29 protein-coding genes and 1 pseudogene are annotated in these 26,612 nt (G+C 68.4%); 7 read left to right on the forward strand and 23 right to left on the reverse strand.

Annotation, left to right across the window (positions count from 1 at the left end):
* From RMO04_RS11260 to RMO04_RS11305, 10 genes and pseudogenes are all read right to left on the reverse strand, one after another.
* Positions 1-266 (reverse strand): annotated as a pseudogene (locus RMO04_RS11260) (TonB-dependent receptor); the annotation flags it as partial.
* A 121-nt stretch (positions 267-387) separates the two neighbouring features.
* On the reverse strand, positions 388-1,080 hold the full coding sequence (locus RMO04_RS11265; protein ID WP_309644881.1) for an SDR family NAD(P)-dependent oxidoreductase: 693 nt from the start codon (positions 1,078-1,080) through the stop codon (positions 388-390).
* Positions 1,081-1,092: 12 nt separating this feature from the next.
* A complete protein-coding gene (locus RMO04_RS11270) occupies positions 1,093-2,265 on the reverse strand; it encodes an acetyl-CoA C-acetyltransferase (RefSeq protein WP_309644882.1) in 1,173 nt (390 codons plus the stop codon).
* A gap of 77 nt (positions 2,266-2,342) precedes the next feature.
* Positions 2,343-3,257, reverse strand: coding sequence for a hypothetical protein (locus RMO04_RS11275; RefSeq protein WP_309644883.1), 915 nt, complete (start codon positions 3,255-3,257; stop codon positions 2,343-2,345).
* Positions 3,254-4,186, reverse strand: a complete 933-nt coding sequence (locus tag RMO04_RS11280) for a glycosyltransferase family 2 protein (protein ID WP_309644884.1) — start codon at positions 4,184-4,186, stop codon at positions 3,254-3,256. The genes RMO04_RS11275 and RMO04_RS11280 overlap by 4 nt, the downstream gene beginning before the upstream one ends.
* A gap of 4 nt (positions 4,187-4,190) precedes the next feature.
* On the reverse strand, positions 4,191-5,333 hold the full coding sequence (locus tag RMO04_RS11285; RefSeq protein ID WP_309644885.1) for a GNAT family N-acetyltransferase: 1,143 nt from the start codon (positions 5,331-5,333) through the stop codon (positions 4,191-4,193).
* 57 nt (positions 5,334-5,390) lie between these two features.
* On the reverse strand, positions 5,391-5,888 hold the full coding sequence (locus RMO04_RS11290) for a GAF domain-containing protein (protein WP_309644886.1): 498 nt from the start codon (positions 5,886-5,888) through the stop codon (positions 5,391-5,393).
* A 22-nt stretch (positions 5,889-5,910) separates the two neighbouring features.
* On the reverse strand, positions 5,911-6,783 hold the full coding sequence (locus tag RMO04_RS11295; RefSeq protein WP_309644887.1) for a response regulator: 873 nt from the start codon (positions 6,781-6,783) through the stop codon (positions 5,911-5,913).
* Positions 6,784-6,841: 58 nt separating this feature from the next.
* Entirely contained in the window at positions 6,842-7,576 is a 735-nt protein-coding gene (locus RMO04_RS11300; RefSeq protein WP_309644888.1) for a hypothetical protein, read from the reverse strand.
* Positions 7,576-8,484, reverse strand: coding sequence for an aminotransferase class IV (locus RMO04_RS11305; RefSeq protein WP_309644889.1), 909 nt, complete (start codon positions 8,482-8,484; stop codon positions 7,576-7,578). The genes RMO04_RS11300 and RMO04_RS11305 overlap by 1 nt, the downstream gene beginning before the upstream one ends.
* Positions 8,485-8,544: 60 nt before the next feature.
* Here RMO04_RS11305 and RMO04_RS11310 point away from each other — a divergent pair, with 60 nt between their 5' ends.
* Both RMO04_RS11310 and RMO04_RS11315 read left to right on the forward strand, forming a co-directional pair.
* Positions 8,545-9,747: a Xaa-Pro peptidase family protein gene (locus tag RMO04_RS11310; RefSeq protein WP_309644890.1), complete on the forward strand. Its 1,203-nt coding sequence runs from the start codon at positions 8,545-8,547 to the stop codon at positions 9,745-9,747.
* A 314-nt stretch (positions 9,748-10,061) separates the two neighbouring features.
* Complete coding sequence (locus RMO04_RS11315) at positions 10,062-10,445, forward strand: DUF3597 domain-containing protein (protein ID WP_309644891.1); 384 nt, start codon at positions 10,062-10,064, stop codon at positions 10,443-10,445.
* Between the two features lie 33 nt (positions 10,446-10,478).
* Here the strand turns inward: RMO04_RS11315 and RMO04_RS11320 are convergent, their stop codons facing one another.
* The gene (locus tag RMO04_RS11320; RefSeq protein WP_309644892.1) at positions 10,479-11,615 is read right to left on the reverse strand and encodes a zinc-binding dehydrogenase; all 1,137 of its coding nucleotides are present in this window, start codon (positions 11,613-11,615) and stop codon (positions 10,479-10,481) included.
* A gap of 152 nt (positions 11,616-11,767) precedes the next feature.
* On the opposite strand from RMO04_RS11320, the gene RMO04_RS11325 reads away from it, so the two are divergent.
* The 3 genes from RMO04_RS11325 (at position 11,768) to RMO04_RS11335 (ending at position 15,469) form a co-directional block, all read left to right on the forward strand.
* Complete coding sequence (locus RMO04_RS11325; RefSeq protein WP_309644893.1) at positions 11,768-12,073, forward strand: hypothetical protein; 306 nt, start codon at positions 11,768-11,770, stop codon at positions 12,071-12,073.
* Positions 12,074-12,217: 144 nt separating this feature from the next.
* On the forward strand, positions 12,218-14,221 hold the full coding sequence (locus RMO04_RS11330) for a TonB-dependent receptor domain-containing protein (RefSeq protein WP_309644894.1): 2,004 nt from the start codon (positions 12,218-12,220) through the stop codon (positions 14,219-14,221).
* Between the two features lie 135 nt (positions 14,222-14,356).
* Positions 14,357-15,469 (forward strand): membrane dipeptidase, encoded by a 1,113-nt coding sequence (locus RMO04_RS11335; protein ID WP_309644895.1) that lies wholly within the window; start codon positions 14,357-14,359, stop codon positions 15,467-15,469.
* Positions 15,470-15,500: 31 nt separating this feature from the next.
* On the opposite strand, the gene RMO04_RS11340 is transcribed toward RMO04_RS11335, so the two are convergent.
* From RMO04_RS11340 to RMO04_RS11355, 4 genes are read right to left on the reverse strand one after another with little or no spacing between them, the layout of a single operon-like run.
* Positions 15,501-18,650, reverse strand: a complete 3,150-nt coding sequence (locus RMO04_RS11340; RefSeq protein WP_309644896.1) for a CusA/CzcA family heavy metal efflux RND transporter — start codon at positions 18,648-18,650, stop codon at positions 15,501-15,503.
* Positions 18,651-18,663: 13 nt separating this feature from the next.
* A complete protein-coding gene (locus RMO04_RS11345) occupies positions 18,664-19,926 on the reverse strand; it encodes an efflux RND transporter periplasmic adaptor subunit (protein ID WP_309644897.1) in 1,263 nt (420 codons plus the stop codon).
* The gene (locus tag RMO04_RS11350) at positions 19,926-21,221 is read right to left on the reverse strand and encodes a TolC family protein (RefSeq protein ID WP_309644898.1); all 1,296 of its coding nucleotides are present in this window, start codon (positions 21,219-21,221) and stop codon (positions 19,926-19,928) included. Before RMO04_RS11350 ends, RMO04_RS11345 begins: the two co-directional genes overlap by 1 nt.
* Positions 21,222-21,266: 45 nt before the next feature.
* The gene (locus tag RMO04_RS11355) at positions 21,267-21,659 is read right to left on the reverse strand and encodes a hypothetical protein (protein ID WP_309644899.1); all 393 of its coding nucleotides are present in this window, start codon (positions 21,657-21,659) and stop codon (positions 21,267-21,269) included.
* A gap of 120 nt (positions 21,660-21,779) precedes the next feature.
* Here RMO04_RS11355 and RMO04_RS11360 point away from each other — a divergent pair, with 120 nt between their 5' ends.
* Positions 21,780-22,181 (forward strand): helix-turn-helix domain-containing protein, encoded by a 402-nt coding sequence (locus RMO04_RS11360; protein ID WP_309644900.1) that lies wholly within the window; start codon positions 21,780-21,782, stop codon positions 22,179-22,181.
* 27 nt (positions 22,182-22,208) lie between these two features.
* Here RMO04_RS11360 and RMO04_RS11365 read toward each other — a convergent pair whose 3' ends face one another.
* Genes RMO04_RS11365 through RMO04_RS11390 form a run of 6 tightly spaced genes read right to left on the reverse strand, consistent with a single transcriptional unit; the run spans position 22,209 to position 24,095 of the window.
* The gene (locus tag RMO04_RS11365; protein ID WP_309644901.1) at positions 22,209-22,616 is read right to left on the reverse strand and encodes a DUF1801 domain-containing protein; all 408 of its coding nucleotides are present in this window, start codon (positions 22,614-22,616) and stop codon (positions 22,209-22,211) included.
* Between the two features lie 14 nt (positions 22,617-22,630).
* Entirely contained in the window at positions 22,631-22,792 is a 162-nt protein-coding gene (locus RMO04_RS11370) for a hypothetical protein (protein WP_309644902.1), read from the reverse strand.
* Positions 22,793-22,798: 6 nt separating this feature from the next.
* Complete coding sequence (locus RMO04_RS11375) at positions 22,799-23,050, reverse strand: DUF1801 domain-containing protein (RefSeq protein ID WP_309644903.1); 252 nt, start codon at positions 23,048-23,050, stop codon at positions 22,799-22,801.
* Positions 23,051-23,063: 13 nt separating this feature from the next.
* Complete coding sequence (locus RMO04_RS11380; RefSeq protein WP_309644904.1) at positions 23,064-23,285, reverse strand: hypothetical protein; 222 nt, start codon at positions 23,283-23,285, stop codon at positions 23,064-23,066.
* A 58-nt stretch (positions 23,286-23,343) separates the two neighbouring features.
* On the reverse strand, positions 23,344-23,775 hold the full coding sequence (locus tag RMO04_RS11385; protein WP_309644905.1) for an SRPBCC domain-containing protein: 432 nt from the start codon (positions 23,773-23,775) through the stop codon (positions 23,344-23,346).
* Positions 23,772-24,095: a metalloregulator ArsR/SmtB family transcription factor gene (locus tag RMO04_RS11390; protein WP_309644906.1), complete on the reverse strand. Its 324-nt coding sequence runs from the start codon at positions 24,093-24,095 to the stop codon at positions 23,772-23,774. The genes RMO04_RS11385 and RMO04_RS11390 overlap by 4 nt, the downstream gene beginning before the upstream one ends.
* A 260-nt stretch (positions 24,096-24,355) precedes the next feature.
* Between RMO04_RS11390 and RMO04_RS11395 the strand changes: the two genes are divergently transcribed.
* Complete coding sequence (locus RMO04_RS11395; protein ID WP_309644907.1) at positions 24,356-25,030, forward strand: dienelactone hydrolase family protein; 675 nt, start codon at positions 24,356-24,358, stop codon at positions 25,028-25,030.
* Here RMO04_RS11395 and RMO04_RS11400 read toward each other — a convergent pair.
* A complete protein-coding gene (locus RMO04_RS11400) occupies positions 25,027-25,485 on the reverse strand; it encodes a DoxX family protein (protein WP_309644908.1) in 459 nt (152 codons plus the stop codon). The two genes, RMO04_RS11395 and RMO04_RS11400, sit on opposite strands and share 4 nt — an antisense overlap.
* A 106-nt stretch (positions 25,486-25,591) precedes the next feature.
* A partial coding sequence (locus RMO04_RS11405; RefSeq protein WP_309644909.1) for an ABC-F family ATP-binding cassette domain-containing protein occupies positions 25,592-26,612 on the reverse strand: 1,021 nt, incomplete at its 5' end.

Genomic DNA, 26,612 nt, shown 5'->3' on the forward strand with positions numbered 1-26,612 from the left:
GTGTCGTTCTTCGACACCGGCGGCTCGCCGTCGATCAGCACATTGCCGCCCGCGCCAGCGAGCCCCCGCACCGCCGCGCCCTTGTCGAAGGTGAATCCCGGCAGCCGCTGAACCATGTCGAGGGCGGTCGAGGTCCCCATCCCGGCGAAGAACGCGGGCGGGTAGGCGATGACGCCGCTCGCAGCGGGCGCGTCCTGCGCTAGCCCCAGCGTCGGACAGATGGTCGCCGCAAGCGTCGCGGCGGCGATGACGCCGGCTAGTTTCATGAACCCGGGGCTCCCCTTCCCCTGCGCTCAGGTTAGGCGGCGTTTCATACCGAGCGCCAGAAAACTTCGTGCGGGCTGGGAGCTTTTGGAACCGGCTGCGGCCTGAACGCTACAGCGAAGTTCAAACCCGGCCGGTCACCGGGATCAGGGCGCCGGTCACCGCGCCGGCGTCGGGCGAGGCCAGGAACAGGATCACCGCCGCCAGATCGTCCGGCGAAACCCAGGCGCTGAAGTCGGCATTGGGCATGTCGGCGCGGTTGGTCGGGGTGTCGATGATCGAGGGCAGGACCGCATTCACGGTGACGCCGTCGGCCTTCAGCTCCTCGGCGAGGCTCTCGGTCAGCGCATGAACCCCGGCCTTGGACGCCGCATAGGGGCCCATGCCGGCCGCGGCCTTCAGCGCGGCGTTGGCGCCGATATTGACGATCCGCCCGGCCAGGCTGCGCTTCAGGTGCGGGATCGCGGCGCGGCTGGTGTTGGCCGCGGTCTGGACGTTCATCAGGAACAGCCGATGCCAGTCCTGCATCAGGCTATTCTCCAGTGTCTCCCACTTGAAGCCGCCGGCGACGTTGATCACGGCGTCCAGGCCGCCGAAACGGTCGGCGACCGCGTCGACCGCCGCCCCGGCGGCCACCGCGTCGGTGAGATCCACCCCGCCCAGCATGATGGCCTCGGGCCCGCAGGCCTCAAGGGCGTCGGCGTGCTTGGCATGGTCGATGAGCGCCACGCGGGTGCCCTGCGCGGCGGCGGCCTTGGCCACCGCCGAACCCAGGACGCCGGACGCGCCCGTGATGGCGAAAACGCGTCCGGCCATGGGTCTTCCTTCTTAGAGTCGTTCGACAATGGTGACGTTGGCCATACCACCGCCTTCGCACATCGTCTGCAGGCCGTATTTGCCGCCGCGAGCTTCCAGCCCGTTCAGCAGGGTAGCCATCAGCTTGGTGCCCGACGCGCCCAGCGGGTGGCCGAGCGCGATCGCGCCGCCATTGGCGTTCACCTTCGCGCCGTCGGCGCCGAGGTGCTTGATGAAGGCGACGGGCACGGAGCCGAAGGCCTCGTTGACCTCGAACAGGTCGATGTCGTCCACCGTCATGCCGGCCTTCTTCAGCGCGCGCGCCGTGGCCGGGATCGGGGCCTCCAGCATGATCACCGGATCGTGGCCCAGCAGCGACAGGTGATGGATGCGGGCCAGCGGCTTCACGCCCAGTTCCTTCAGGCCCCGTTCCGAGACGACCATCACGCCCGATGCGCCGTCGCAGATCTGGCTGGATGACGCCGCCGTCAGGCGACCACCGTCGCGCAGCAGCTTGACGCCCTTGATGCCATCCAGGCTGGCGTCGAAGCGGATGCCCTCGTCGATGTTGTGGACGGTGACATTGCCTTCGGCGTCGGTGATCTCGATGCCGACGATCTCGTTCTTGAACGCCCCGGCCTGGGTGGCGGCGATGGCGCGCTGGTGGGACTGATAGCTGTACTCGTCGATCTCATCGCGGGTCAGGCCGTACTTCTCGGCCACCATCTCGGCGCCCATGAACTGGCTGAACTGGATGTTTGGGTACTGCTTCTGGATGCCTGGGCTCATATAGTTGCCGAAGCCGTTCTGGGCCGGCAGGGCCGCTGACAGGCCCATGGGCACGCGGGTCATGCTCTCGACGCCCGCGGCGATCACCACGTCCATCGTGCCGCTCATCACGGCCTGGGCCGCGAAGTGCAGCGCCTGTTGCGAGGAGCCGCACTGGCGATCGACGCTGGTGCCGGGCACGCTCTCGGGCAGGCGCGAGGCCAGCACGGCGTTGCGCGCCACGTTGATCCCCTGCTCTCCCACCTGTCCGACGCAGCCCATGACCACGTCCTCCACCAGCGACGGGTCGGCGCCCGTGCGGTCCATGAGGTCGTTGAGCACCACGGCGCCCAGGTCGACCGGATGCCAGTCTTTCAGCTTGCCGCCCTTGCGGCCGCCGGCCGTGCGGGTGGCCGCAACGATGTAAGCTTCGCCCATGATTCCGCTCCTGAATTTGCGCGTCGCTCGCGCTTCGGAGCCTATTTAGGGGGTCGACGCGGCGTAAGCCAACATCGTCAGGCCGGCAACAGTCGTCCGGGCTGCTGGGCGTCCAGGCGGAAGCTGGTCGGCAGGACCCGCTCGTGCGGCATCTGGAGCTTCAGCGCCTTGGCCGCGCGCGCGATGGCGAGCTTACCCAGCGCGCCCGGCGTGAAGCCCGCCTGCACCCGAGGCCGCGCGCCAAGCCGCCGGCGCATGACGCCGTTGGCGTAGATCACGTTGGCCCGCATCAGGGCGTGCGGCGTCATGAACTCGATCGACAGCGAGACATTGAGCATCGGGCCGTTTTCGATCCGGTGCGGGGCGTTCTGTTGCCAGGTCACCATCTGACCGGGCGTCAGGTCGTGCACCTCGGCGCCCGCATCCCAAGCGGGATCGAAGGTGAACTGTTCGGCGGTCTCCCGCAGCACGATACGTTCCAGCGTCTCGGCGCCCACATAGGGGTCGGCCACCGGATAGACCCAGACCCGCTTCTGCCCGCGCAGCTGCCACAGGGACACCAGCGGCACATCGAGGTGGTAGAACACCTGGGCGTTGGCCGAGGAGATCAGCATCCCCAGGTCGCGCTTGAAGGTCTTGAGACCGGGGCTCATGGCCTGCTTCTCGGCGAAGATCTCGTCGCTCAGTCGGCCGTAGGCCTCCAGATGCGCATTGGTCTCGCGCAGGTTCAGCCAGATGCGTCCGGCCTGGGCGGCCTCCAGCAGCTTGGAGCCCGATAGTCCGTTCGCCGCGCCCTTGCGCCAGGTGGTCCAGGCGACAGGGTCCTCGCCCATGGTGAAGACGCCTAGCTTCTCGCGCGGATAGCGGTCGAGCAGCTCTTCCAGTCCCGCATCCGAGAACATCGGGCGTTCGTGCAGGTCATGGCGAAAGGTGAGGTTGGCCTTGCCGAAGGCCGCACCCTTTTGTCGGGTCCAGTCGGAAATCACGCTCATGCGGGTGCCCTCAGGCCGTAGAAATGGATCTTGAACGGGCCCCACCACAGGGTCTTGCCCAGGCCACGGGCGGCGCGGTCAAGGGTGAAGGCATAGTCCGGAGCGCGGGTCAGGCGCTTGATACCCGCCAGGACGCCGAACACCACGGCCTGGACGAGGCCCTGGGCCATCCATCCGGCCACGCCCAGATAGTTGGGCGGGGTCGCCGCGGCGCAGGCGGCCGATGGACCCTGGCCGTAGGCGAAGGCGCGCCGGATCGTGTAGCTGAGCGACAGGCGGGCCGGCACGGGATCTTCCCAGACCCAGGCCGCCGGCTCCCAAGCGAACCGGGCGCCTTGGCGCTGCATCTGGCCGAACAGCAGGTCGTCCTCGCCGCCGATGTGATTTCGGATCGCCGAGAACGGCGCCACCGGATCGGGCAAGGCCGCACGGCGCAGCAGCGAACAGCCGCAACCGTAGTAGTGGTCGAGCAGCCCGGCCTGCGCCGGACCTTCCCGGGAGAAGAACCGCTCCAGATAGTCGCGGTGGGCGACGACGTCCCGCGGTGCGCGGCCTCGAACCGGTCCGAAGACCACGTCGGCCTCGTGACGCGCCATGGCGGCCAGCAGGGCGGCGAGCCAGCCCTCCGGCCCCTCCTCGTCGTCGTCCAGGAAGGCGATCAGGTCGCCCTTGGCCTGCGCCATCGCCGCGTTGCGGGCATTGGCGACCCCCGGCTCGGGCTCATGGACATAGGTCACGGGAAAGGGCGCCTCGGCGGCCAGGATCGCGGCCGTGGCGCGGGCGGAGTCGGTCTGGTCGTTGTCGACGATCACCAGCTCCAGTCCCGACAGGGTCACGCCGGTCTGGCGAAATGTGGAACGTGCAGCCGTCAGCAATCCATCCAGACGGCGCTGGGTCGGGATGATCAGGCTGACAAGCGGCCCCTCCATCGGATCAGGCGGCCTCCGCCACGTTGGCCTGCGGCCGCGTCTTCGCCGCCAGGGCGTCGGCCAGTCCGGCGGCGCGATCGGCCAGGGAGAGTTCGCTCGCGGAAATCACGTCCAGCCGGCGGCGGAAGCTGCCGACCAGGCCCGACCGATTGGCGCCGGCCAGTGCCCATGCCTGCTCCGAGGCTTGCGCCATCAACCCCCGCGAACCGGCGCTGACCGCCGCGCCTTCCGCAACCAGGCGGGTGTCGCGCGCGTAGGGGCGCTTGTAGTGGTCGTGGCCGGGGCCGAGATCGTAGCTGGTCAGGCCCAGCTCCGGCATGGCGGCGATGGCGCGCCGGAGAAACACCTGTCCCGGCGACCAGGCGGCCAGCTCGGGGTCAGTCGAGGCGATCCAGGGATGGTAGACGCTGCCGGCGCGAATGCCGAAATGCCCGGCCACCAGGCGATCGCCGGAATAGAGGTTGATCATCAGGCCCTGGAAGTCGCCACGATCGCGATTGAACAGCAAGGCCATCAGCGCGCGGGTCCAGCTCGGCCGGAGGAAGTCGTGCGCGCCGGTGCGGACGAGTTGCGCGCGTTTCCAGGCGATGAGCTTGTCGAAGGCTTCCGGATCGCGGTCTGGGGCGCTGATCCTGAGCTCACCCAGTTCCCGGTCCATCTTGTGATCTAGACGGCGATAGTTCTTGAACCGCTTCGGGCTCTCGACGCGCAGGGCCTCCAGATAGTCGTCGGCCGATCCTTGCAGTTTGATCAGATAGGCCTCGTGCTCGGCGACGACGCCGGAACCGAAAGCGCGATTGGGGTCGATCAGCCCGGTGAAGCGGTAGGCCGCCAGGCCCGCGACGGTCAGGGCGTGCGCGGCGTCGAGGCCGGTGGCCGCGACCAGGGCATGGTAGTCCGACAGCGGCGCGCCTATCGGGCGGGCGAAGCCGCCGGAGCGGCGATGATAGGCCAGGAATCCCGCAACCCGCTCCGGCCAGCGCCAGACCGTCACCCGGGCGTCGGCCCGCACCTCCCCCACCGCGAGCGCGAAGTCTGGGCCGAGCAGGGGATTGGCGAAGTCCGGCCGCGAGGCGCAGAGCGTGCGCCATGTCGCGATGTCCTCCTGCGACAGGTAGACCGGATGGAAAGTTTCAGCGGTCAGCATGCGCACACCAGTTTGGCTTGTCCCGGTTAGGGAAAGATGGACCGTTGAATGCAAGCTTCAGACCGAGAACGTGTCCTTCAGTATGGTTTCCAGCCAGGCGGCGTCGGTCTGATCGAAGGCCGCGAGTTGGTCTGAGTCCACGTCGAACACTGCGATCAGCCGGCCGGCCTTGTCGAAAACCGGCGCCACGATCTCGCTCGCCGAGCGACTGTCGCAGGCGATATGACCGGGAAAGGCATGGACGTCGGCGACCACCTGGGTTTGGCCGCTCTCCGCCGCCGCGCCGCAGACGCCACGTCCGAAGGCGATGCGCAGACAGCCCAAGGTGCCCTGGTAGGGACCGACCACCAGCTCACGCGGCCTGTCCGGGTCGACCACATAGAAGCCGGTCCAGAAGTATCTGTCGAAGGTCGCCGCCAGCATGGAGGCCACGGTGGCCATGCGCGCGGTCAGATTCGGCTCGCCGTCGAGGACGGCGGCGATCTCCTCGGCGACGGCGGCGTAACGCGCGGCCTTCTCGGCGGGCAGGATGAGGTCGTTGAAGGCTTCGGCCATGGCCGCCTATATACGGCGGCGCCTAGGCGGCCGCCACTTTCCGCATGTCGTCCAGCTCTTCGCTCCCCAGCAGGTTCGCGATGGTCGTGAAGTGACCGTCGATGACGGCGGGGTCGCAAAGCTCGGGCAGGCCGACGGAGTCCACGTACTCGACCAGGGCCACAGCCGCCCATTCGACCGCCTTGTCGCGCACCTGGCGCGCGCGGAACACGGTGTGCTGCATGACGCGGTGGATCATCTGCAGGGTCGGCCGGTCCACGGCGCCGCGCGCGGTGATCAGGCGTCGCATGGCGTCGAGCTCGACGCGGATCGTGTCTCGCGCCTCGCTCCGACCGCCGGCGTCTGCCACTTCGACCGGGTCGTTCCCACGCCGCATGGGTCCCGAATAGTTGAGCTCCAGCCGACGCCGCCGGTCGGGACCCACATACGCTTCACTGACGATGAACGGTCGGGGCTTGGTCAAGACCAGCTGGATCCGTGACAACAGGGCCGCCGGCGTGAACGGCTTGATGACGAACTCGTTGACCCCGGCCAGCCGCGCGCGATGCACGTGGCCGGCGCTGCGCTCGCTGGTGACCATGACGATGGGCACCTCCGGGTTCGGCACCCGAGCGTCGGGAATGATCGCCGCGCGCCGGATCGACCGGGTCAGCTCCATGCCGTCCATGAGCGGCATCTTGGAGTCGGTGAAGATGATGTCGGGCTGGCGGTGATACAGCACCTCGCGCGCGGCGAGGCCGTCGCTGGCGGTATAGACATCGCCGACACCGGCGGCCCGCAGGACATCGCCGATCAACCGCACCGTATTGGCGTGATCGTCCACCACCAGCACGGTCAGGCCCGAAAGGTCGCCGGGCGTAAGGCTGGAACTCGGCAGTCTTCGTCTGTCGCTCATCTGTCCGCACGCCCGGGGAGTACCAGGCGAACATGACCTATGATCGTTGAAATCGGGTTTACCGGTGAAGCTTGTGGGCCGCCAGCGCCTCGTAGTGTGGTCGCGCTTGGTCGGCGATGCGCCGAAGGTCGTCGGGCAGCGGCTTTACGTCCCTCGCGGCCGGCGCCTCGAAGCCGGTGGAGCGCTCCACCGCGTCGTACCAGGCCGGCGCCCAGACCCCATCGCTGTCGCGCCGACCGGCGGGCCAGCTCAGCATCTCCGGCGCGAACGGAACGGCCAGCGCCGCGCAGAGGGCGGCCAGCATGCCGGGCGGATCGGCCAGGACATCGGCCCCCAGCACCACTGGCGGCGCGGCGCCCAGACGCTCGCACTCGCGGGCGAACAACTCGCCCTGCCGCACCACGCCGATATCGTCCAGGGTCACCTCCCCGCGCTTGACGACGTAGGAGGCCAGCACCGCCTCCGGCTCTCGGATCAGGAAGGCGTTGCGGCAGCCGACCGCCCAGTCCAGCCCGAAGTCCGGCAGCATGTGATGGGTCATGTGCTTCTGGTAGAAGATCGCCGCCCCGTCGGGCGCCTCTCCGCCCATGGCCATGGCGACCTCGCGCCAATCCAGCGACTGCGAAGCCAGGACCTCGTCTCGCATCGGGTGGTCCAGGCCCGTCCGCGCCAGATAGGCCGCGTAGAAGGGTTCATCGACGACGGCGGTGTCTGGCCTGTTCTCGAAGGCCCGCATCATCGCCGTGGAGATATTGCGCGGCCCCGACCACATGGCGATCCGCACGGTCTTCATCAGCGGGCCTGCGCGTCCTTGAGCGACTCGTAGGCCGCACGCAGCCTTTGGGTCACCGGTCCTGGCCGCGCCGCCGGCAGCACCCGGCCGTCGATCTCGCGCACCGGGGTCAGCCCGCCGAAGGTGCCGGTCACGAAGGCCTCGTCGGCCGAATGCACCTCGGCCAGGGTGAAGTCGCCCTGCGCGAACGGTACGCCGTGCTCGCCGCAGAGCCGGATCACATTGCCCCGCGTCACACCGTTGAAGCAGTAGTCGTCCGAGGAGGTCATCACCTGCCCCTCGCGCACGAAGAAGAAGTTGGTGGCGTTGCAGCTCGCGACGAAGCCGTGCGGATCCAGCATCAACGCCTCGTCGGCGCCCGCCTTGATCGCCTGCAGCAGCGCCTGGATCAGGTTCAGGCGGCTGTGGGAGTTGAGCCGCATGTCGAACATCTCGGCCGGAGTGCAGCGGATGGACGAGGTGAACAGCGACAAGCCGCGGGTCACGATCTCGGGGCTGGGCGACTTGTACTCGGCGGTGATGACGATCGTGGGCTTGCCCAGCCAGTTGCGAGGGTCCTGGTTGGCGGCCGCCTTCTCGCCCCGTGTCACCATCAGCCGTAGGTGGGCGCCGTCCTCCATGTCGTTGGCCGCTAGCAGACGGCGGATCTCGGAGGTCAGCGCCTCACGGGTGAGCCCGATGTCCAGCGCGATGGTCGACGCTCCGGCGTAAAGCCGGTCCAGGTGCGTATCCAGGAACAGCAGCGCGCCCTTGTGAAGGCGCAGTCCCTCCCAGACCCCGTCGCCCAGCACGAACCCGGCGTCGAAGATCGACACCTTCGCCGCCTCGCGCGGCACGAGGTCGCCGTTCAGGTAAATGAGGGCCGTCGCATTGCGCGGGTCGGCGGCGAAATCCTGACTTCCAGCCATGGCGGCAAGTTGTAGGTGGGGTTAGGACACCAGGCTAGCGCCCAACAGCGGAGTTTCAGCATGACTCACGGCATCGGCGGCTCGACCGCGGAGATCGAGCTCTCGCAGCTTTCATCCTGGGCTGATCCCTCGCCCGCGATCACCCGCGGGGAGCGGATGGCCCGCATCGCCCGCGCTCGCGAGCTGATGGCGCAGATCGGCGCCGACGCCTTGATCGTCGGAGCCGGGGCCTCGCTGCGCTATTTCGCGGGCGTCGGCTGGAACGCCACCGAGCGCCTCGTCGCGATGGTCCTGCCGAGGACCGGCCCGCCGCGCATGATCTGCCCACGCTTCGAGCTGGGCTCGCTGGAAGCCTCGCTGGGGATCGAGGCGCAGATGCTGCTTTGGGAGGAGCACGAGAGCCCCTATGCGCTCACCGCCCAGGCGTTGATCGACCTGGACGCCAAGACCCTCGCTATCGACCCCGCCCTGCCCTTCTTCGTCTTCAACGGCCTGCGCCTGGCCGCGCCCGGCGTCGAGCTGCTGGACGGCGCGCCGGTGATCGACGGCTGCCGGATGATCAAGTCGCCGGCGGAACTCGCCCTGATGTCCCAGGCCAAGGCCATGACCCTGGAGGTCCACCGCCGCGCCGCGGCCATTTTGGCGCCGGGGATCACCACCACGGCCGTGCGCCGCTTCATCGACCAGGCCCACCGCGCGCTTGGGGCCGACGACGGCTCATCCTTCTGCGCGGTGCAATTCGGCGTCGCCAGCGCCTATCCCCATGGGTTGCCGGGCGAGCAGGCGCTGGCCGACGGGGATCTAGTGCTGATCGACACCGGCTGCCGGGTCCAGGGCTACAACTCCGACATCACTCGCACCTATGTCTTTGGCGAGCCTTCGCCCGAACACCGCCGGGTCTGGGAGGTGGAGAAGCGCGCCCAGGCCGCAGCATTCGCCGCCGTGAAGCCGGGTGTCGCCTGCGAGGAGATCGACGCCGTCGCCCGCTCGGTACTGGCCGCCGCCGGCTTCAGCGCGGACTACGACCTGCCGGGCCTTCCCCATCGTACTGGCCACGGCATCGGCCTCTCGATCCACGAGGCGCCCTATCTGGTGCGCGGCGACAAGACCCCGCTCGCGCAAGGCATGTGCTTCTCCAACGAGCCGATGATCGTCGTCCCCGACGCGTTCGGCGTGCGGCTGGAAGATCACTTCCATGTCACGGCGGACGGCGCCGCGTGGTTCACACCGCCCCAGCCCAGTCTGGAAAAACCCTTCGGCTGACCGTCTTCGGCCTTTGCCGAACTTTCGGCTTGCGCGACGTAGGGTGGCGACATACAGTTATTACGCAACTAGTAAGTCATAGTCCCTAGTAGCCCCGTCACCTGAGCCAGTCGCGGATTCTCCTCCCCCCAGCCCGCGACGCCCCGCCCCCACTGGGTTCGGCTCAGGTGACACCCCTACCTTCGGAATCCGACGCCTGTTCCAGGCGCGTCACAAACCTGGGCTAGGCTCGCGCGAACCGCCGAAGCCTAGTCGGGAACATATTCCACGGCCGAGCTTTTAGGCATCAGTCAGCAAGCACGGGAGCCGGGCGCATGGGCATATTCAGTTCGATCATGGACAAGATTCTGGGTCGCAAGAAGCCGGAAGCTCCGCCCGCCGCCGCACCTGCGCCCACGGCGACTCCGGCCGCGACCGCGCCTCCCCCGCCGCCTCCCGAACCGGTGGACGTCGAGGCGGTGCTGAGCGAACTGGCGGCGGAGAAGGGCGGCGGCGGCAACTGGCGCACGTCGATCGTCGATCTGCTGAAGATGCTGGATCTGGATTCCAGCCTCGACGCGCGTAAGGAACTGGCCGGCGAACTGGGAGTCGCCGCTGGCCCGCACGGCAGCGCTGAGCAGAACATCGCCTTACAGAAGGCCGTCTGGGCGGCGCTCGCCAAGAATGGCGGCGTCGTCCCGGCCAGCCTGCGCGACTAGGTCCGCCCGCGCAGCTTAGGCGCCAGAGAGCGCCTAAGCCTTGCTCGGATTGATCAGGTACTTCTCGCCCGTCGCACGCTTGTTGTAGGCGGCGATGACGTCCGGCTGAAGCGCCTGGGCCAGCGACACCTCGTGCGAGTAGTGGCTGGCGAAGGTGGTCTTCAGTTCGGCGGCCACCCGCTCACGAAGTTTCTGCGCGGCCTCGGGGCCAATCTTCATGAGGAACGGCGTCAGCAGCCAGCCGCCCACGCCCCAGGCCATGCCGAAACCGCGATTGAGTTCGGTGGTGCGGGTGTCGAGGCCGCCATAGATATAGACCTGCTTATGCACCGCCGAGCCGTAGCGGCTGTAGCTGGTGGCGGTCTGATTGGCCGCGGCTTCCATGCCACTGAGGATCTGGCCGGCCAGCTTGCCGCCGCCGATGGCGTCGAAGGCCAAGGTCGCGCCGGTGGCCACCAGCGCCTTGATCAGGTCCTCCATGAAGGTTGGCGACGTGGAGTCGATCACGTGCTGCGCGCCGATCGCCTTCAGGATCGCCGCCTGCTCGACGCTGCGCACGATGTTGACCAGACCCACGCCCTCGGCGAGGCACAGCTTGTTCAGCATCTGACCCAGGTTGGAGGCCGCGGCGGTGTGGACCAGGGCGGTGTGACCCTCCCGGCGCATGGTCTCGACCATGCCCAGCGCGGTCAGCGGATTGACGAAGCAGGATGCGCCGTCGGCCGCGGTGGCGCCTTGCGGCAGCACCAGGACGTCGGCGGCCTTCAAGCAGCGGTACTGGGCGTACATGGCGCCACCTAGCATGGCGACGGTCTTGCCCATCAGGCCCTGTGCGTTCGCGCCGGCCTTGATCACCACGCCAGCGCCCTCGTTGCCCACCGGCATGGACTCGTCCAGGCGCGCGGCCATGGCTCGCATGAAGGCCGGCGGGATCTTGGCGGTGACCACCGGGCTATCGGGCGTGCCGCTCAGGCTCGCCGTCGACATGTCCGCCGCGCCCAGCAAGAGGCCCAGGTCGGAAGGGTTGATCGGCGAAGCCTCGACCCGCACCAGCACCTCGTCGGGGCCAGGCTCGGGGATCGCGACCCGCGCCAGCGACAGCTCCAGCTCGCCGCTGCTCTTCACCAGCGAGCGCAGTTGCAGCCCGGTGTCCTGATTGATGTCGCCCATGTCGCCTCTCCGTCCCGTCGTCGTGATTTTTCGCAGGCCGCAAAAGAGCGCGTCACGCCCGCCGCGGCAATGGGGCGCCTGGAAGAAGTTCGTCGGCCGGGATCGAACCGACGTGCTCGGCGTTGGACCGCACACCCAGGAGGATTGTCCATATGAACCAAGCCAACTCCACCGCCCCCCGCCCGGCGCAACCCGAGCCTCGCCGCCAGGGCGTGTTCGACCAGATCGGTCAGCGCATCGCGTCGGCGAAGAACCCTACGACGACCCAGGGCGGCGGCCTCGACCTGTCCACGATGGCGAAATCCGCCCTGCCGTTGCTGGCCCTGACCGCACGGCGAACGCCGGTCGGGCTTGCCTTGATTGGCGCGGCGATTGCGGGCGTAGCCTTCGCCCATCCCCCTACCCGGGCCAAGATCTTGGACGCCGGCCAACGGGCTCTCGACGCTCTTCGCCGATAGTTCAGGTGGCGATCTCGGGTCGGGCAGGCTTGACGGCCTGGCCGACCTGCATCGTCTTGTCCGCCATTCGGCTCGCCTGAGGCGGAATCAAGGGCGCCGGAGCCAACGCGCCGCCGCGCCCTTTGATTGAACGAGATGCCAGTGATGCCAGAGCTCCCGCCTCCTCCGGCGCCTGAAGTCGAGATCGTGATCGTCAACGCGCCGCGGCTCGCGCCCCTGGGCGGCGAGGCGGCGTTCAGCGCCATTCAGATCGGACCCGAGCTCCTCAAGACTGAGTCGCGTCTGGACGAGGCGCTGAAGAGCGTGCCCGGCGTGTCCCTGTTCCGCCGCACCGGCAGCGGAGCCGCGAACCCGACCACGCAGGGCCTATCTCTTCGCGCCATCGCCCCGTCGGGCGCCGGCCGGACCCTGGTGACCCTGGACGGCGCGCCACAGAACGACCCGTTCGGCGGGTGGGTGATCTGGAGCGGCCTGCCGTCCGAGGGACTGGACGGCGCCACGGTGGTTCGCGGCGCGGGCGCGGGGCCCTATGGCGCGGGCGCCCTCACCGGCGTGGTGGCGCTGCAGGAGCGCGCCGCGCCACAGGGGCTGGCGGCGGCGGAGGTCTCGGCCGGCGAGCGCGGAAGCTACCGCGCCGTGGCGGTGGCGGGTTTGCCCGGTGTCCTGATGACCCTCGGCGGCTCGCGGACGAAGGGCTACTACGCCGTGCGCGGATCACGGCGGGGCGCGGCCGATACGCCCCTGCGCCTGGACGACTCGGTGGCGGCCCTGCGCCTGCAGCACGACTTCGATGGCGTGCAGGCCGCGGTGCGGGTCTCGGCTTTCCAGGTGAACCAGCAGGCCGGCCTGCGGGGCGCGCGGTCCAACACCACTGGAAGCTCGGCCGTCGTCACAGTGGCGCGACCGGCGGCCGAAGGGGTTGGCGGCTGGCGGTTGCAGGGTTGGGTGCGCAAGAGCGATCTAGAGAACAGCTCGGTGGCCGTGGCGGCCGGCCGTGCGACGACCACGCCGGCCAACGACCAGTATGACACGCCGGCCACTGGCTATGGCCTGAACGCCGCCTGGCAGGGTCGGCAAGGCGCTCTGGCTTGGGAGGTCGGCACGGACATCCGCCTGACAGAAGGGACCGAGCACGAGCTCTTCCGGTTCATGGCCGGCGCCTTCACCCGCGACCGTGAGGCGGGCGGCAAGACCCTGGTCGCCGGGGCCTATGCCGAGGCGGCGCTGGATCAGGGGCCCTGGCTCGCCACCGCGGGATTCCGGATCGACCGCTCGCGGGCCTATGACGCCGTGCGGCGCGAGCGCGACACGACGACAGGCGCTCTGACCCTGGACCAGGCGGGCGGCGACCGCACCGACACCACGCCCACCGGGCGGCTCGGACTACGCTTTGAGCTGAACCAGACGCTCTACCTTCGCACCGCCGCCTATGCCGGCTTCCGCCCGCCGACCCTCAACGAACTGCACCGCCCGTTCCGGGTGGGCAACGACATCACCGAGGCCAACCCGACGCTGAAGCCTGAGACCCTACAAGGCGTGGAGGTCGGCGTCGGCGGCGATGCGCCGGTCCGCTGGGCCGCGACCATCTTCCACAACCGGCTTCATGACCCCATCGCCAATGTCACCATCGGCGTCGGCCCGGGAACCTTCCCGACGGCGGGCTTCGTTCCGGCGGGCGGAACCCTGCGCCAGCGGCGGAACGCCGGCGAGATCAAGGCCTGGGGCATCGAAGGCGAGGTGTCTGGCGAGGCGGCCCAGACCATCGGCTGGCGGGCGGCCTTCGCCTACACCGAGGCGGAGGTGGATGGCGGGACCAGCGCGCCGCAGTTGACCGGTCTGCGGCCGGCCCAGACGCCGAAGCTGACGCTCACCGGCGGGCTGACCTTGCGTCCGGTCGATCAACTCGGCCTGTCGGCGGATGTTCGCTACGAGAGCGCGCGTTGGGAGGACGACCTGAACAGCCGCCGGCTGTCGTCCGGCATCCAGCTGGACGCCCGGGCCACCTGGCGCATGGGCGAGGATATCGAGGTCTATCTGGCCGCCGAGAACGTCTTCGACGAGGAGTTGGAGGTGGGCGAGACCGCCGATGGCGTGGAGAGCTATTCGGCGCCGCGAAGCCTGCGTGTCGGCGTCACCATCCGCCGGTGACCACGCCTCGATCGCCCGACCGTGGCTGTCAGCTTCCGTTGCTGCGAATCCGGCCGCGCCATCTATCGTGACGCGCCGGCCCGCGTTCGCCGCCGACATGCGCGCGCTCGCGCGGCGAGCCGCTGGAGCGACGAAATGAGCCTGAACCGCCGCCATCTGATGGCCCTGACCGCCGCTTCAGCCCTGGCTTCGCCCGCCGCCGCGGCGAGCGACCCCCTGGCGCGGGTGATCGTCGTCAACGCCCTGGGCGGCCTCAACGACCCGAACCATCCCGAGACACCGCGTCCGGCGATGTCGCCGCGCATCCTGGCCGACGCCCATGCCTCGGGCACGAGCGCGGTAAACGTGACCATCGGCTATGTCGCCGGCCCCATGGAGCCCTTCCAACATTCGGTCGCCGAATGCGCGCAGTGGGACCGCCTGATCCGCGATCACGACAAGGATCTGCTGAAAGTCCTCACCGCCGCCGACATCGCCCGCGCCAAGCGGGAAAAGAAGATCGGGGTCATACTGGGCTTCCAGAACGCGGCCATGATGGGTGACGACGCCAGCCGCGTGGATATCTTCGCCGACCTGGGCGTCCGCATCGTTCAGCTCACCTACAACCTGCGCAATCAGCTCGGCGACGGCTCCATCGTGCCCAAAGGCCGCGGACTGACCCCCTTCGGCCGCGAGGTGGTGGAGCGCCTCAACGCCAACCGTCTGATGGTCGATCTGAGCCATTCCGGCCGCCAGATCTGCCTGGACGCGGCGCGGGCCTCGAAACAGCCGATCTCGATCAACCACACCGGCTGCCGCGCGCTCACCGACCTGCCCCGCAACAAGACCGATGAGGAACTGCGCCTGGTGGCCGAGCGCGGCGGCTTCGTCGGCATCTACTTCATGCCGTTCCTGAACCTGTCGGGACACGCCCGCGCCGTCGACGTGGTCGCCCACATCGAGCATGCGCTGAAGGTCTGCGGCGAGGATCACGTGGGCATCGGCACCGACGGTGGGACCACGCCTATCGATGACCTGGAACTCTACAAGGTCGCTCTGCGCAAGGAGCACGAGGATCGCAAGGCCAAGGGCATCGCCGCCCCCGGCGAGCGCGCCGACACCCACCCCTTCGTCGACGACCTGCGCGGGCCAGACCAGTTCCGCAAACTGTACCGGTTGCTCGCTGAGCGTGGCCACAAGCCGGCGCGGATAGAGAAGATCCTCGGCGGCAACTTCGTCCGCTACGCCCAGGAGGTCTGGGGCGCCTGACGGCCCGCCTCCTCCCAGGCGGAGGGTCGGCTCAGAATGGCGCTGGCGGGCTCCGATCCAGGCCTGCTCGGCCGTGAACCAGCCGATAGAGCGCCGGCAGGACCAGCAGAGTGAGCAAGGTCGAGGAGATGATTCCACCGATCACCACCGTCGCCAGCGGGCGCTGAACCTCGGCGCCGGCGCCGACATTGACGGCCATGGGCACGACGCCGAGGCTGGCCACCAGCGCGGTCATCAGGACAGGCCGCAGCCGGGTCAGGGCACCCTCGCGGATCGCCCTGTCCAACGGCTCGCCATCGGCGAGCAGGTTGCGGATGAAGCTGACCATGACGACGCCGTTCAGGACGGCGACGCCGGACAGGGCGATAAACCCCACCCCGGCCGAGATGGAGAGAGGCAGGCCGCGCATCATCAGCGCCGCCACCCCGCCGGTGAGCGCCAGGGGAACGCCCGAGAACACGATGGCGGCGTCCTTCATTGATCGGAACAGCGCGTAGAGCAGGCCGAAGATCAGCAGCAAGGCGGCGGGGACGACCAACTGGAGGCGCTTGGCAGCCGAGATCAGCTGCTCGAAGGTGCCGCCATAGGTCACCCAGTAGCCGCTGGGCAGATCGACCTCCGCCCCGACCTTTTCCTGGACCTCGGCGATGAAGGAACCCAGGTCGCGCCCCCGCACATTGGCGGTCACGACGACCCGGCGCTTTCCGTCCTCGCGACTGACCTGGTTGGGCGCGGTCTCGACCTCGATGGTCGCGACGTCGGCCAGGGGCACGAACCCGCGCGGCCCCTCCCCGCTGGCCGGCAGGGGGACCCGCAGGCGGCCGATCTCGTCGACATTGCTGCGGATGTCCTCCGGCAATCGGACCACGACATCGAAGCGGCGGTCGCCTTCGAAGACCTGGCCCGCGACCGTGCCGCCCATGGAGGTGGCGACCACCGCCTGCACGTCGTCGACATTCAGGCCCAGGCGGGCCAGGGCGTCGCGGTTCGGCGTGATCTGCAGGATCGGCAGGCCCGTGACCTGCTCGGTCGCCACGTCCTGCGCGCCATCGATCCCCGCGACGACGCCCTCGATGGTCTCGCCGATCTCGAAGAGCTGGTCCAGATCGTCGCCGAACACCTTGATCGCCACGTCGGCGCGCACCCCCGACAACAGCTCATTGAACCGCATCTGGATCGGCTGGGTGAACTCGTAGTTGTTGCCGGGGACCTTGGCGACCGCGGCCCCCAGCTCAGCCACCAGGGTCGCTTTCGGCTTGCGAGGATCGGGCCAGTCCTTGCGGTCCTTCATGATGATGAAAGTGTCGGCCACAGAGGGCGGCATGGGGTCGTTAGCGACCTCGGCGGTGCCCAGTTTGCCGAACACGCGCTCCACCTCCGGGAAGGCCTTGATGCGGGCCTCCAGGGTCATCTGCATCGAGACCGCCTGGGTCAGGCTGGTGCCCGGGATGCGCAAGGCGTGCAGGGCGATGTCGCCCTCGTCCAGATTGGGCACGAACTCCGAACCCATGCGGCTTGCGGCGAAACCGGCCACCGCCACCAGCGCGACAGCGCCGGCGACGAAGGCCACACGAAGCCGCAGCGCGGTGTCCAGCGCCGGCTGATAGAGCCGCCGCGCGCCGCCCATGATCCGGCTCTCCTTTTCCTCCACCCGGCCGGTGACGAACAGCGCCACCGCCGCCGGCACGAAGGTCAGCGACAGCACCATGGCGGCGGTTAGGGCCATCACCACGGTGACGGCCATGGGGTGGAACATCTTTCCCTCGACGCCCGTGAGCGCGAAGATCGGCACATAGACGAGCGTGATGATCAGCACCCCGAACAGCGACGGCCGGATCACCTCGCCGGTGGCGCTGGTGGTCAGCTCGAAGCGTTCGTCGCGGGTCAGCAGGCGGCCGAGCCGATGCTGGGCCTCGCCGAACCGGCGCAGGCAGTTCTCGACGATGATCACCGCGCCGTCGACGATCAGGCCGAAGTCGAGAGCGCCCAGGCTCATCAGGTTGCCCGAGACCCTCGACTGCACCATGCCGGTGATGGTCAGCAGCATGGCGAACGGGATGATCGCCGCGGTGATGATCGCGGCGCGGAAGTTGCCGAGCAGCAGGAACAGCACGACCCCCACCAGCAGCGCGCCCTCCAGCAGGTACTTCTCGACGGTCCAAATCGCGCGATCCACCAGGTTGGTGCGGTCGTAGACGGCCTTGGCGACCACCCCCGGCGGCAGCGCCTTGGCGGCGACCTCGAGCCGCTCAGCCACCGCGCGGGCCACGGTGCGGCTGTTCTCGCCCACCAGCATGAAGGCCGTGCCCAGCACCACCTCATGCCCGTCCTGGGTGGCCGCGCCGGTGCGCAGCTCCGCGCCCAGACCCACATCGGCGACATCTGCGACCCGGATCGGCACGCCGCCCCGATTGGTGACGATCACGCCCTTCAGGTCGTCGATCCCGCGCGCCTGGCCTGGCACGCGGATCAGGTACTGCTCGCCGAACCGCTCCACATAACCCGCGCCGACATTGGCGTTGTTGGCCTCCAGGGCGGTCACGACATCGCCCATGGTCAGGCCATAGGCCGACAGCCTCTGGGGCAGAGGCGTGACGTGATACTGGCGCTCGAAGCCGCCGATCGTGTTGACCTCGGTGACGCCCGGCGTGTTGCGAAGCTGCGGCCGGATCACCCAGTCCTGCAGGGTGCGCAGGTCCTCCGGCGTGTAGGCGCTCCCGTCGGGCTTGCGCGCGCCGGGACGGGCCTCGACGGTGTAGAGGAAGATCTCGCCCAGCCCGGTGGTGATGGGCCCAAGTTCCGGCGTCAGGCCTTCGGGGAGCTGACTCCGCGCGGCCTGCAGCCGCTCGTTCACGAGCTGGCGGGCGAAATAGATGTCCGTCCCGTCCTTGAACACCACAGTGACCTGGCTCAGGCCATAGCGCGAGATCGAACGGGTGTGCTGGAGCCCCGGCAGGCCGCCGATGGCGGTCTCGATGGGGAAGGTGATCCGCTGCTCGGCCTCAAGTGGCGAGAAGCCGGCCGCCTCGGTGTTGATCTGCACCTGGACATTGGTGATGTCCGGCGTCGCGTCGATGGGCAGGCGCTGGAAGCTCCAGACGCCGACGGCGGCGCTGAGGACGACCAGCGCCAGGACGATCCAGCGGTAGCGGATCGAGAGAGCGACAATTCGTTCAAGCATGATGCGTCCGCCCCTAGTGATCGTGGCTCGCGCCGGACTTCTCGATGTCCGCGCGGATCAGGAAGGCTCCGTCGGTGACGTACTCGGTCCCGGGTTCCAGCCCGCTCAGCACCTCCGTCCACTCGGGCGTCTTGCGGCCGAGTTCCAGCATGCGGACCTCGTAGGTGTTGCCGACCCTGGCGAAGACCACCGTGAAGTCCCGGAACCGCTGAAGCGCCATGGTGCGGACGGCGAGCGGCGCCTGCTGGGCGCCGACTTGGAACGCGCCCTCGACGCCCATGCCCGGCCGGAACGTCGAGGCCGCGCCGGGGGGCAGATGGACGTGCGCCATCATGGTCTGGCTCTCGATGTCGGCGGTCGGCAGGACCGCCTCGACCCGGGCGGTCAGGCGGGCGTCGCCGGCCAGATTGCGCACCTCGACCTTCTGACCCACCCGCACGCGTTCGGCGTCGCGGGGATAGACGAAGAATTCGGCGTGCAGCTTGGTAGGATCGGCGATCACCAGGATCGCGGCGTCATAGGCGACGTCGCCGACGTTGGCGCTCTTCTGAACGATCACGCCGCTGATGGGGGCTGGGATCGAATAGGTCTGCAGGCTCTGGCTGGATTCCACCCGGGCCAGGACCTGGCCCTTGCGGACGGTCTGACCCAACTGAGCGTTCATCGCCACGATGCGCCCGGGATACCAGGCCCGAACCTCGCCGCGCCCTTCCGGGGTGATCTCGATGCGACCGGCCATGTCGACGAGTTCGGCCATGACGACGGGACCGGCGACCTCTGTCTTCACGCCGCCGGCGCGAGCCGCCTCGGCGGAAAAGGCGGTTCGGCCTTCATAGGACGCGTAGGCCCACTGGTGGGTGCGACCGCCCTCTACGGCGCGGACCTTGACGTCGAACGAGTGCGGCTCCTCGACCACGCCGGCGCCACGCAGATAGTCCTGCTGCGGAGCGAAGGCGAAGCGGTCGGTCTTGCCGCCCAGGCGGCGCAGCTCGACGGCGAGTTGGACCTGCTTCGGATCGAGTGGCTTGTTCTTGCGATAGGCGTAGACGTGGAACTCGGGCTCCACGCCTTCCTCGAAGATCGTGACCTCGATGGCGAAGTCGCCCTCACGGAGCATGCGGCCGCGATGGGGCCCGCGCTCGAAGTCGCCGGCGGTCTCGGCGTGCCCTTCGCCCTCGGCTTGTGGCTTCGCGGCCTGGCCGCAGGCGGTCAGCAGAATGGTGGCCGTCAGGCAGACAGCGAAGCGGACGAACCGCCGCATGGGATGGGCGTTCATCAGCGACGCTCCGCGATGGAGGTTGAGGTGGATTGGCCGGCATGGCGGCCCGTCAGCCGGTCGAGCGCCGCCTGGTCCAGGTGATGCTGGCGCAGGACCGCCACGCGGCGGGCGCGCGCGTCGGCAAGGCCGCGCTCGGCCTCTACGACGTCGATGTATTGGAAACCGCCCCGATTGAAGCCGTCGCGCACCTGTTCGACGGCCTGGATGGCGGGTGGGATAACCTCCAGCCGGATACGCTCTGTTTCCCGCGACGACGCCGCGAGTCTGGCCGTCAGCCGCGCGATCTCGCGCTCGCCAACGGTTCGTGCGGCGGCGATGTCCACCTCGGCGGCGGTGCGCTCGGCCCGCGCGCGCGCGATGCCGCCCTGGTTGGTGTCGTAGCGGCCAATGGGGATCGATCCCCCGACCACGAGGGCGACGTTCGCGCCATCGCCGAAATAGCGGACGCCGGCGCGCACCGTCGGATCGGTCACGGCGCGCGTCTGCTCGACCCGTACGGCGGCGATCGCACCGTCGCGCTCGGCCTCCAGCAGCGCCAGGTCGGCCACCGCGATCGGCGCGGCCGTGGCCGGCGCCGCAACCTGGAAGAAGCTTTCCAGGTCCAGCACGAAGTCCGGCGCGCCATCCCAGTAGCGAGCCAGGGTGGCCCGTGCGTTCCGCGCCGCGTCGCGCGCCTGGTCGCGTTCGATCTCGGCTTGGGCCGTGACCGCCTCCGCGCGCGAACCTGCGAACAGCGGATCGCGCGCCGCCTTCACCCGCCGCGCGATGTCCCGCTGCGCGCTATGGGCGGCCACGAGGCGGGCGTCGGCCAGCAACAGCTCGGCCTCGGCGGCCAGCGCGTCGGCATAGGCGACCTGCACCTCCTTGATCAGATCGAGCCGGCGCACCTCCCGCCGCCGCCGCGCGACCTCCAGCTCGGCGCGCGCCCGGTCCATGCGGGCGGCGCGCTTGCCGCCGCGCTCCAGGGTCTGCTCATAGGTCAGGGTCGTCTCGACGCGATCCAGCAGCGAATAGGCGCCCGTTCCTGCGAAGTTCTCGACCTCGACGCCCAGGGACGGATTAAGACGCGCGCCGGCTTGCCGAACGCCGGCCTCGGCCGCCTGGGCGCGGGCGTCAAAAGCCCCCAGCCGGGGGTCGGCTGTCCCGGCGCGCTCCAGCGCCGCCGAAAGCGTGAGGGTGGGCGGCTTCGGCTGACCCGCCGCCGAGGTCGGATTGGACAGTGCGACGGCGAGCGCGCTGGCGATGGCCAAGGCAAGCCGCGACGGCGCCTTGCGCCGACATGTGAATGGCATGTGATGTCTCGAAACAGATGATCAGGCGCCAAGGGGCGCACGGCGTCAGGCGAGGTCTGTTTCGGTCGCCTTGGGCGGACGTAGCAGTCCGGTGTTCATCGACGAACCGCGTGGGGCGTCTACTGCCCTGACATGGGCCTCGGGTCGCGCCGGCGCCACGGGGCTGGCCGCCTCGCCGCTGAGCGGGAACGTCTGCGGGCCATCGCCATGATGGTGGTGGCGTCCGGCGTCGCCGTCGGGCGTCTCTGTGCCCGCATCGTGGTGGCCGTCATCCAGATGCACGAGCCCCGCGGAAACCGTGGCGGCGTGTTCGAGACCTACGCCATGCTGGGCCTTGTCGATCGCCGCCGTCGCCGACTGCCCGGCGAGCAGGGTCATCAACGCCACGCACAGCGCGACGATCAGCATCCTGGCCGGAGGAATGTGACGGCTGAACAAGGACAGCGGCTCCTGAACGACGCGTGAGACCGGTCAACACCGGCAAGCGACTCGACGCATCGGACCTATGCGTCCTACAGCCACTGTAGAAGCAAGAGCGAAGTTCAACGGGAGACGGGAGTGGCTGTGGAAATTAGCATCGGCGACCTCTCACGCCGCACGGACGTGAAGGTGACGACCATTCGGTTCTACGAAAGCATCGGCCTCATGCCGCCGCCGCCTCGATCCGAAGGCGCTCGCCGGATTTACGGCGCCGATCACGTGCGCCGTCTCGCCTTCATCCGTCATGCGCGGGAGCTGGGCTTCGAGATGGGCGATGTTCGAACGCTGCTCGACCTCGCCGACCGACCCGAGATGTCCTGCGCCCAGGCCGATGACATCGCCGGCGCGCACTTGATGGCCGTCGACGAGAAGATCGCACGTCTCTCTTCGCTTCGCGGCGAGCTGGTTCGCATGCTGGACTCTTGCGCCAAGGGTCGCGTGGCGACCTGTCGTGTGATCGAGGCCCTGGCCGACCATTGAAGGGGCCGCCCTGCGCCCGCGACGAACCTATCGGCGGGGCGACGTGTTCAAGGCCGCGGCGGCGCCTATGAGCGCCTTGAAGGCGTCTTCATCCAGCTTATCGCCCTCGTGGATATCGATGGCCCGCCGGGTGGCGCCTTCGAGGCTGGCGTTGAAGAGGTTCGAGGGGTCGTCCAGCGACGCGCCCTTAGCGAAGGTCAGCTTCACGGCGGCCTTGTACGTCTCGCCGGTACAGATGATTCCAGCGTGCGACCACACCGGAACGCCGCGCCACTTCAATTCCTCGATCACCTCGGGATCGGCCTGCTTGATGAGCGCGCGAACCCGGCGGAGCGTCTCGCCTCGCCAATCGCTCAGCGCCTCGATCTTGGCATCGAAGAGCTGAGCGGGTGATTTTCCGCCGTCTTCCTCCTGCGAACCGTCTGTCTTCTTCATGGTTGTCGCACCCCTCACATGCGTTCGCCAGGCAGTTGGCTGGCCTGCTTCACCCAGTCGGTGAACTGGGCTTCATCGAATGGATCGTCCTCCCGGATGTCGAGATAGCGGGTGTCCTGGCTCTTGGACGCGCCGGGCGGAACGGGCCGGAGCGCCGCCCCGCGGAAGAACGCCACCTTTACTTACTTCGTGAAGCAATGGAGGCTGAGGAACCACCCCTCGCCCATCACACCGTAGAACGGCGAGTTCCATTTGACCGCCTTGCGCACCCCCGGGACGGCGTCGGCGATCAGCTCATCGAGACGTCGACCGACATCGCGCTTCCAACCCGGCATCGCCGCGATATAGGCCTGGACCGGGGCGTCGCCTTCCGCCTTCGGGATCTGAGGGTTGCCGCTCGCGAGGAGCACCGGCTTGGTCGTCTTGCCCGCCATATCCTCACGCCTTTCAGCCGATGCGTCGCGCGCTGCGCCACCTGGCGGCATATGGCAGCGCGAACATGTACAGACCGGTGAGCGTCATCAAGGCCAGCGGAAACAGCGGCAGGAAGTAGACCCAGGGGGCGGGCTCCTTCCCCAATCCCAAGGTGACGAAGATCGCGACGACGACGGCCGTGAAGATGATCGACAGCCACCGGTGGCTCTGCCGAATCCAAGCATTCCAGTTCAAGGCGATCTCCTCTCAGACAAGTTGAATTGGACTGGGCGGCCGTCTGCGTCCGCGGACCTCAGTCGATCCGCATCAGGACCTGTTCCAGTTCGGCGAAGAACTTCCGCCAGCCCACCATGGCGCCGCCAAAGGCCTGCGGCTGATTGGGTCGGAAGCCGGACTGCTCTATGCGCAGGTGGGTGCCCGTGCTCGTCGGGGTGAGCGTGAAGGTGACGACGCTCCGCAGGTCGTAGGCGGCGTCGTCGTGCGTGAAATTCCAGGTGTAGGCCAAGGTTCTGTTTGGTTCGACGGTGAGGACCTCACAGTCCAGCACGCCACCCCAACCGCCGCGAAGATTGAACCGGTGACCCACGACGGGCGCGAAGTCGTTCTTCATCAGCCACTCTTCGATCAGGTGCGGCTGGGTCAGCGCGCGCCACAACTTCTCCGGCGGAAATGGCATTTCTCGCTCGACGACGACCGTGCGCGTCTCTGCGTCCGAGAACGTCATTGGTCCATCCTCTTCATCAGATCCTCAAGGTCGTCGAACCGGTGCTCCCAGAACGCGGCCATCCGGTGCGTCCAGTCCGTCAGCGGGGCCAGGGCGCCGAGCTGAGCGCTGTAGTGAGTCTGTCGGCCATCGGGGCGATCGCGCACCAGCCCGGCCTGTTTCAGCACCCCGAGATGCTTCGAGACGGCCGGTTGCGAGACCCCCGCCTGGGCCGTCAGCGCCCCGACCGTCTGGTCGCCGTCACGACACAGGCGCTCGAAGATCGCGCGCCGGGTGGGATCGGCGAGCGTCCTGAATAGGATCTCGTGCGGCTGTTCCATATGAATCGATAACTCGCTGGCTATTGGTTTATCCATAACCGACGAGATATGATTTAGGCAAGCGTCATCCTGCGGATCGCTCCGTCGCGGTTTGGACGGATTGGGTAGGACCGCCTGGGGCGCGGGCGCCGATCAGTCTGCCGCGATAGCTCTCGCTGCCTCGAGGCTCGCTGCTGATCGCCGAGGCAAATCTCTCGCCGCAGGCGGACACGGGTCGGGCCGGCGTTGACCGGGCACTCGGATTGTCGCACCACCGAGCCATGAACGATGTGACCCGCCTGAAGGGCCCCATGGCCTCCCCCGCGAGCGGCGGAGATCCAAGATCGCTGGTGATCCTCCTACACGGCTACGGCTCGAATGGCGCTGACCTGATGGGCCTGGTCCCCTACTGGCGCGCCAGCCTGCCCGACACGGTCTTCATGGCGCCCAACGCTCCGGAGATCTGTCCTGGGGCGCCCGGGGGGTTCCAGTGGTGGTCACTGACCGATCTTGGACCGGCAAGCCGCGCCGCGGGCGTACGACAGGCCGCGCCCCTGGTGAACGCCTTTATCGACATGCACCGGACCGCCTACGACCTTCCGAACCACAAGGTGGCGCTGGTCGGCTTCAGTCAGGGGACCATGATGGCCCTCCATGTGGGGCCGCGGCGGTCGGAAGCCCTCGCTGGCATCGTGGGCTATTCGGGCATGCTGGCCGATCCCGATGTTCTGCAGAGCGAGGCAAGAACGAAGCCGCCGCTGCTACTTGTCCATGGGGACGCTGACCCGATGGTGCCGTTCGCCGCCATGGGCCAGGCGGACGTCGCGTTCCGTGGCATGGGTTTCGAAGTCAGCACCCATGCGGCCCACGGGCTCGGCCACAGCATCGACGAGGCGGGGTTGCGGCTCGGCGGGGAATTTCTCGCGCGCCGTTTGCACGATGTCGGCCAGGGCTAACGCCGCGCCATACGAGACCCTGACGCCCCTGCGGACGCCCCGTCGCCCTTCGTCCCGCCGAAGGGCCAGGCTGTTATCCCGCCAGCGAACAACGCCCACCAGACGAGGACGGGCTGAAACGCCAAACGCGGCGCGTGATAGGGCCACCACGCCCCGAGGCCGTGGGCCGAAACAGCGTCGGCGGCGTGCTTGATGTTCGCCGGATAGACGCAGACGGCGTAGAGCGCGAGGCAAATGGCGGCGGCACGGCGCAATGGTGGTATCGCGACCAATGTCGTCGCCCCCAGGATCTCGGCGACGCCCGTTGCGGCGATGACGAGCTCAGGCTGCGGCACCCATTGCGGCGTGATGCTGAGGAACGGGGCCGGCAGATACAGATGCGCGACGCCCGCCACCAGATAGGCGGCGGCCAGCACGACACGGAAAATCATTCGGGACGTTTCGAGCCTGACCATCGCGCAGTGTCTCCCGAGGGGCGCCGCGACCGCGGACCCCATGGCCTCCCTATTCCCGTTCGGGTCGGGAAGGCTATCGGCGCGACTTCCCCAGCGTGAGGCGCCGCTACCCGCCCGGGTGGAGCCCTGGCGCTTCCTGGCCCGTGCGGGCGACATACTCCGAGTAGCCGCCGCCATACTGATGGATTCCCTCGGGCGTCAGCTCCAGCACGCGGTTCGACAGGGCCGCCAGGAAGTGGCGGTCGTGCGAGACGAAAAGCATGGTGCCCTCGAAGTCCGCCAGGGCCGCGACCAGCATCTCCTTCGTCACCATGTCGAGGTGGTTGGTCGGCTCGTCGAGCACCAGCAGGTTCGGCGGATCGAACAGCATCTTGGCCATCACCAAGCGCGCCTTCTCGCCCCCCGACAACACGCGGCAAGGCTTTTCGACATCGTCGCCTGAGAAGCCGAAACACCCCGCCAGAGTGCGCAGCGCGCCCTGGCCCGCTTGCGGGAACGCGCCGTCGAGGGACTCGAAGATCGTTTCCTCGCCGTCCAGCAGGTCCATGGAGTGCTGGGCGAAGTAGCCCATCTTGACGCTGGCGCCGATGCCGACCGTGCCCTGATCGGGCGCGGTCGCGCCCGCCACGAGCTTCAACAGCGTCGATTTGCCGGCGCCGTTGGCGCCAAGGACGCACCAGCGTTCCCTGCGGCGCACGAGGAAGTCGAGGCCTTCATAGATCGGCTGGGCGCCGTAGCCCTTATGGACACCGCGCAGGGCGATCACGTCGTCACCCGACCGCGGCGGGCTCCTGAACTCGAACTGAACGGACTGGCGACGGCGTGGCGCCTCGACGCGTTCGATCTTGTCGAGTTTCTTGACCCGGCTCTGGACCTGGGCGGCGTGCGAAGCGCGCGCCTTGAACCGCTCGATGAACTTGATCTCCTTGGCCAGCATGGCCTGTTGGCGCTCGTACTGCGCCTGGCGTTGCTGTTCGCCCAGCGCCCGCTGCTGGTCGTAGAAGTCGAGATCGCCCGAATAGGTGATGAGCGAGCCGGCGTCGATCTCCACCACCTTGCCGATGATGCGGTTCATGAAGGCGCGGTCGTGCGAGGTCATCAACAGGGCCCCGCCATAGTTCTTGAGG

This window comes from Phenylobacterium sp., assembly GCF_031412415.1.
Classification (GTDB): domain Bacteria; phylum Pseudomonadota; class Alphaproteobacteria; order Caulobacterales; family Caulobacteraceae; genus Phenylobacterium.

Excerpts from the sequence above, each read along its gene's own strand:
- RMO04_RS11265 (WP_309644881.1), bottom strand. The coding sequence starts at position 1,080 with ATGGCCGGACGCGTTTTCGCCATCACGGGCGCGTCCGGCGTCCTGGGT.
- RMO04_RS11270 (WP_309644882.1), bottom strand. The coding sequence starts at position 2,265 with ATGGGCGAAGCTTACATCGTTGCGGCCACCCGCACGGCCGGCGGCCGC.
- RMO04_RS11275 (WP_309644883.1), bottom strand. The coding sequence starts at position 3,257 with ATGAGCGTGATTTCCGACTGGACCCGACAAAAGGGTGCGGCCTTCGGC.
- RMO04_RS11280 (WP_309644884.1), bottom strand. The coding sequence starts at position 4,186 with ATGGAGGGGCCGCTTGTCAGCCTGATCATCCCGACCCAGCGCCGTCTG.
- RMO04_RS11285 (WP_309644885.1), bottom strand. The coding sequence starts at position 5,333 with ATGCTGACCGCTGAAACTTTCCATCCGGTCTACCTGTCGCAGGAGGAC.
- RMO04_RS11290 (WP_309644886.1), bottom strand. The coding sequence starts at position 5,888 with ATGGCCGAAGCCTTCAACGACCTCATCCTGCCCGCCGAGAAGGCCGCG.
- RMO04_RS11295 (WP_309644887.1), bottom strand. The coding sequence starts at position 6,783 with ATGAGCGACAGACGAAGACTGCCGAGTTCCAGCCTTACGCCCGGCGAC.
- RMO04_RS11300 (WP_309644888.1), bottom strand. The coding sequence starts at position 7,576 with ATGAAGACCGTGCGGATCGCCATGTGGTCGGGGCCGCGCAATATCTCC.
- RMO04_RS11305 (WP_309644889.1), bottom strand. The coding sequence starts at position 8,484 with ATGGCTGGAAGTCAGGATTTCGCCGCCGACCCGCGCAATGCGACGGCC.
- RMO04_RS11310 (WP_309644890.1), top strand. The coding sequence starts at position 8,545 with ATGACTCACGGCATCGGCGGCTCGACCGCGGAGATCGAGCTCTCGCAG.
- RMO04_RS11315 (WP_309644891.1), top strand. The coding sequence starts at position 10,062 with ATGGGCATATTCAGTTCGATCATGGACAAGATTCTGGGTCGCAAGAAG.
- RMO04_RS11320 (WP_309644892.1), bottom strand. The coding sequence starts at position 11,615 with ATGGGCGACATCAATCAGGACACCGGGCTGCAACTGCGCTCGCTGGTG.
- RMO04_RS11325 (WP_309644893.1), top strand. The coding sequence starts at position 11,768 with ATGAACCAAGCCAACTCCACCGCCCCCCGCCCGGCGCAACCCGAGCCT.
- RMO04_RS11330 (WP_309644894.1), top strand. The coding sequence starts at position 12,218 with ATGCCAGAGCTCCCGCCTCCTCCGGCGCCTGAAGTCGAGATCGTGATC.
- RMO04_RS11335 (WP_309644895.1), top strand. The coding sequence starts at position 14,357 with ATGAGCCTGAACCGCCGCCATCTGATGGCCCTGACCGCCGCTTCAGCC.
- RMO04_RS11340 (WP_309644896.1), bottom strand. The coding sequence starts at position 18,650 with ATGCTTGAACGAATTGTCGCTCTCTCGATCCGCTACCGCTGGATCGTC.
- RMO04_RS11345 (WP_309644897.1), bottom strand. The coding sequence starts at position 19,926 with ATGAACGCCCATCCCATGCGGCGGTTCGTCCGCTTCGCTGTCTGCCTG.
- RMO04_RS11350 (WP_309644898.1), bottom strand. The coding sequence starts at position 21,221 with ATGCCATTCACATGTCGGCGCAAGGCGCCGTCGCGGCTTGCCTTGGCC.
- RMO04_RS11365 (WP_309644901.1), bottom strand. The coding sequence starts at position 22,616 with ATGAAGAAGACAGACGGTTCGCAGGAGGAAGACGGCGGAAAATCACCC.
- RMO04_RS11375 (WP_309644903.1), bottom strand. The coding sequence starts at position 23,050 with ATGGCGGGCAAGACGACCAAGCCGGTGCTCCTCGCGAGCGGCAACCCT.
- RMO04_RS11385 (WP_309644905.1), bottom strand. The coding sequence starts at position 23,775 with ATGACGTTCTCGGACGCAGAGACGCGCACGGTCGTCGTCGAGCGAGAA.
- RMO04_RS11390 (WP_309644906.1), bottom strand. The coding sequence starts at position 24,095 with ATGGAACAGCCGCACGAGATCCTATTCAGGACGCTCGCCGATCCCACC.
- RMO04_RS11395 (WP_309644907.1), top strand. The coding sequence starts at position 24,356 with ATGAACGATGTGACCCGCCTGAAGGGCCCCATGGCCTCCCCCGCGAGC.
- RMO04_RS11400 (WP_309644908.1), bottom strand. The coding sequence starts at position 25,485 with ATGGTCAGGCTCGAAACGTCCCGAATGATTTTCCGTGTCGTGCTGGCC.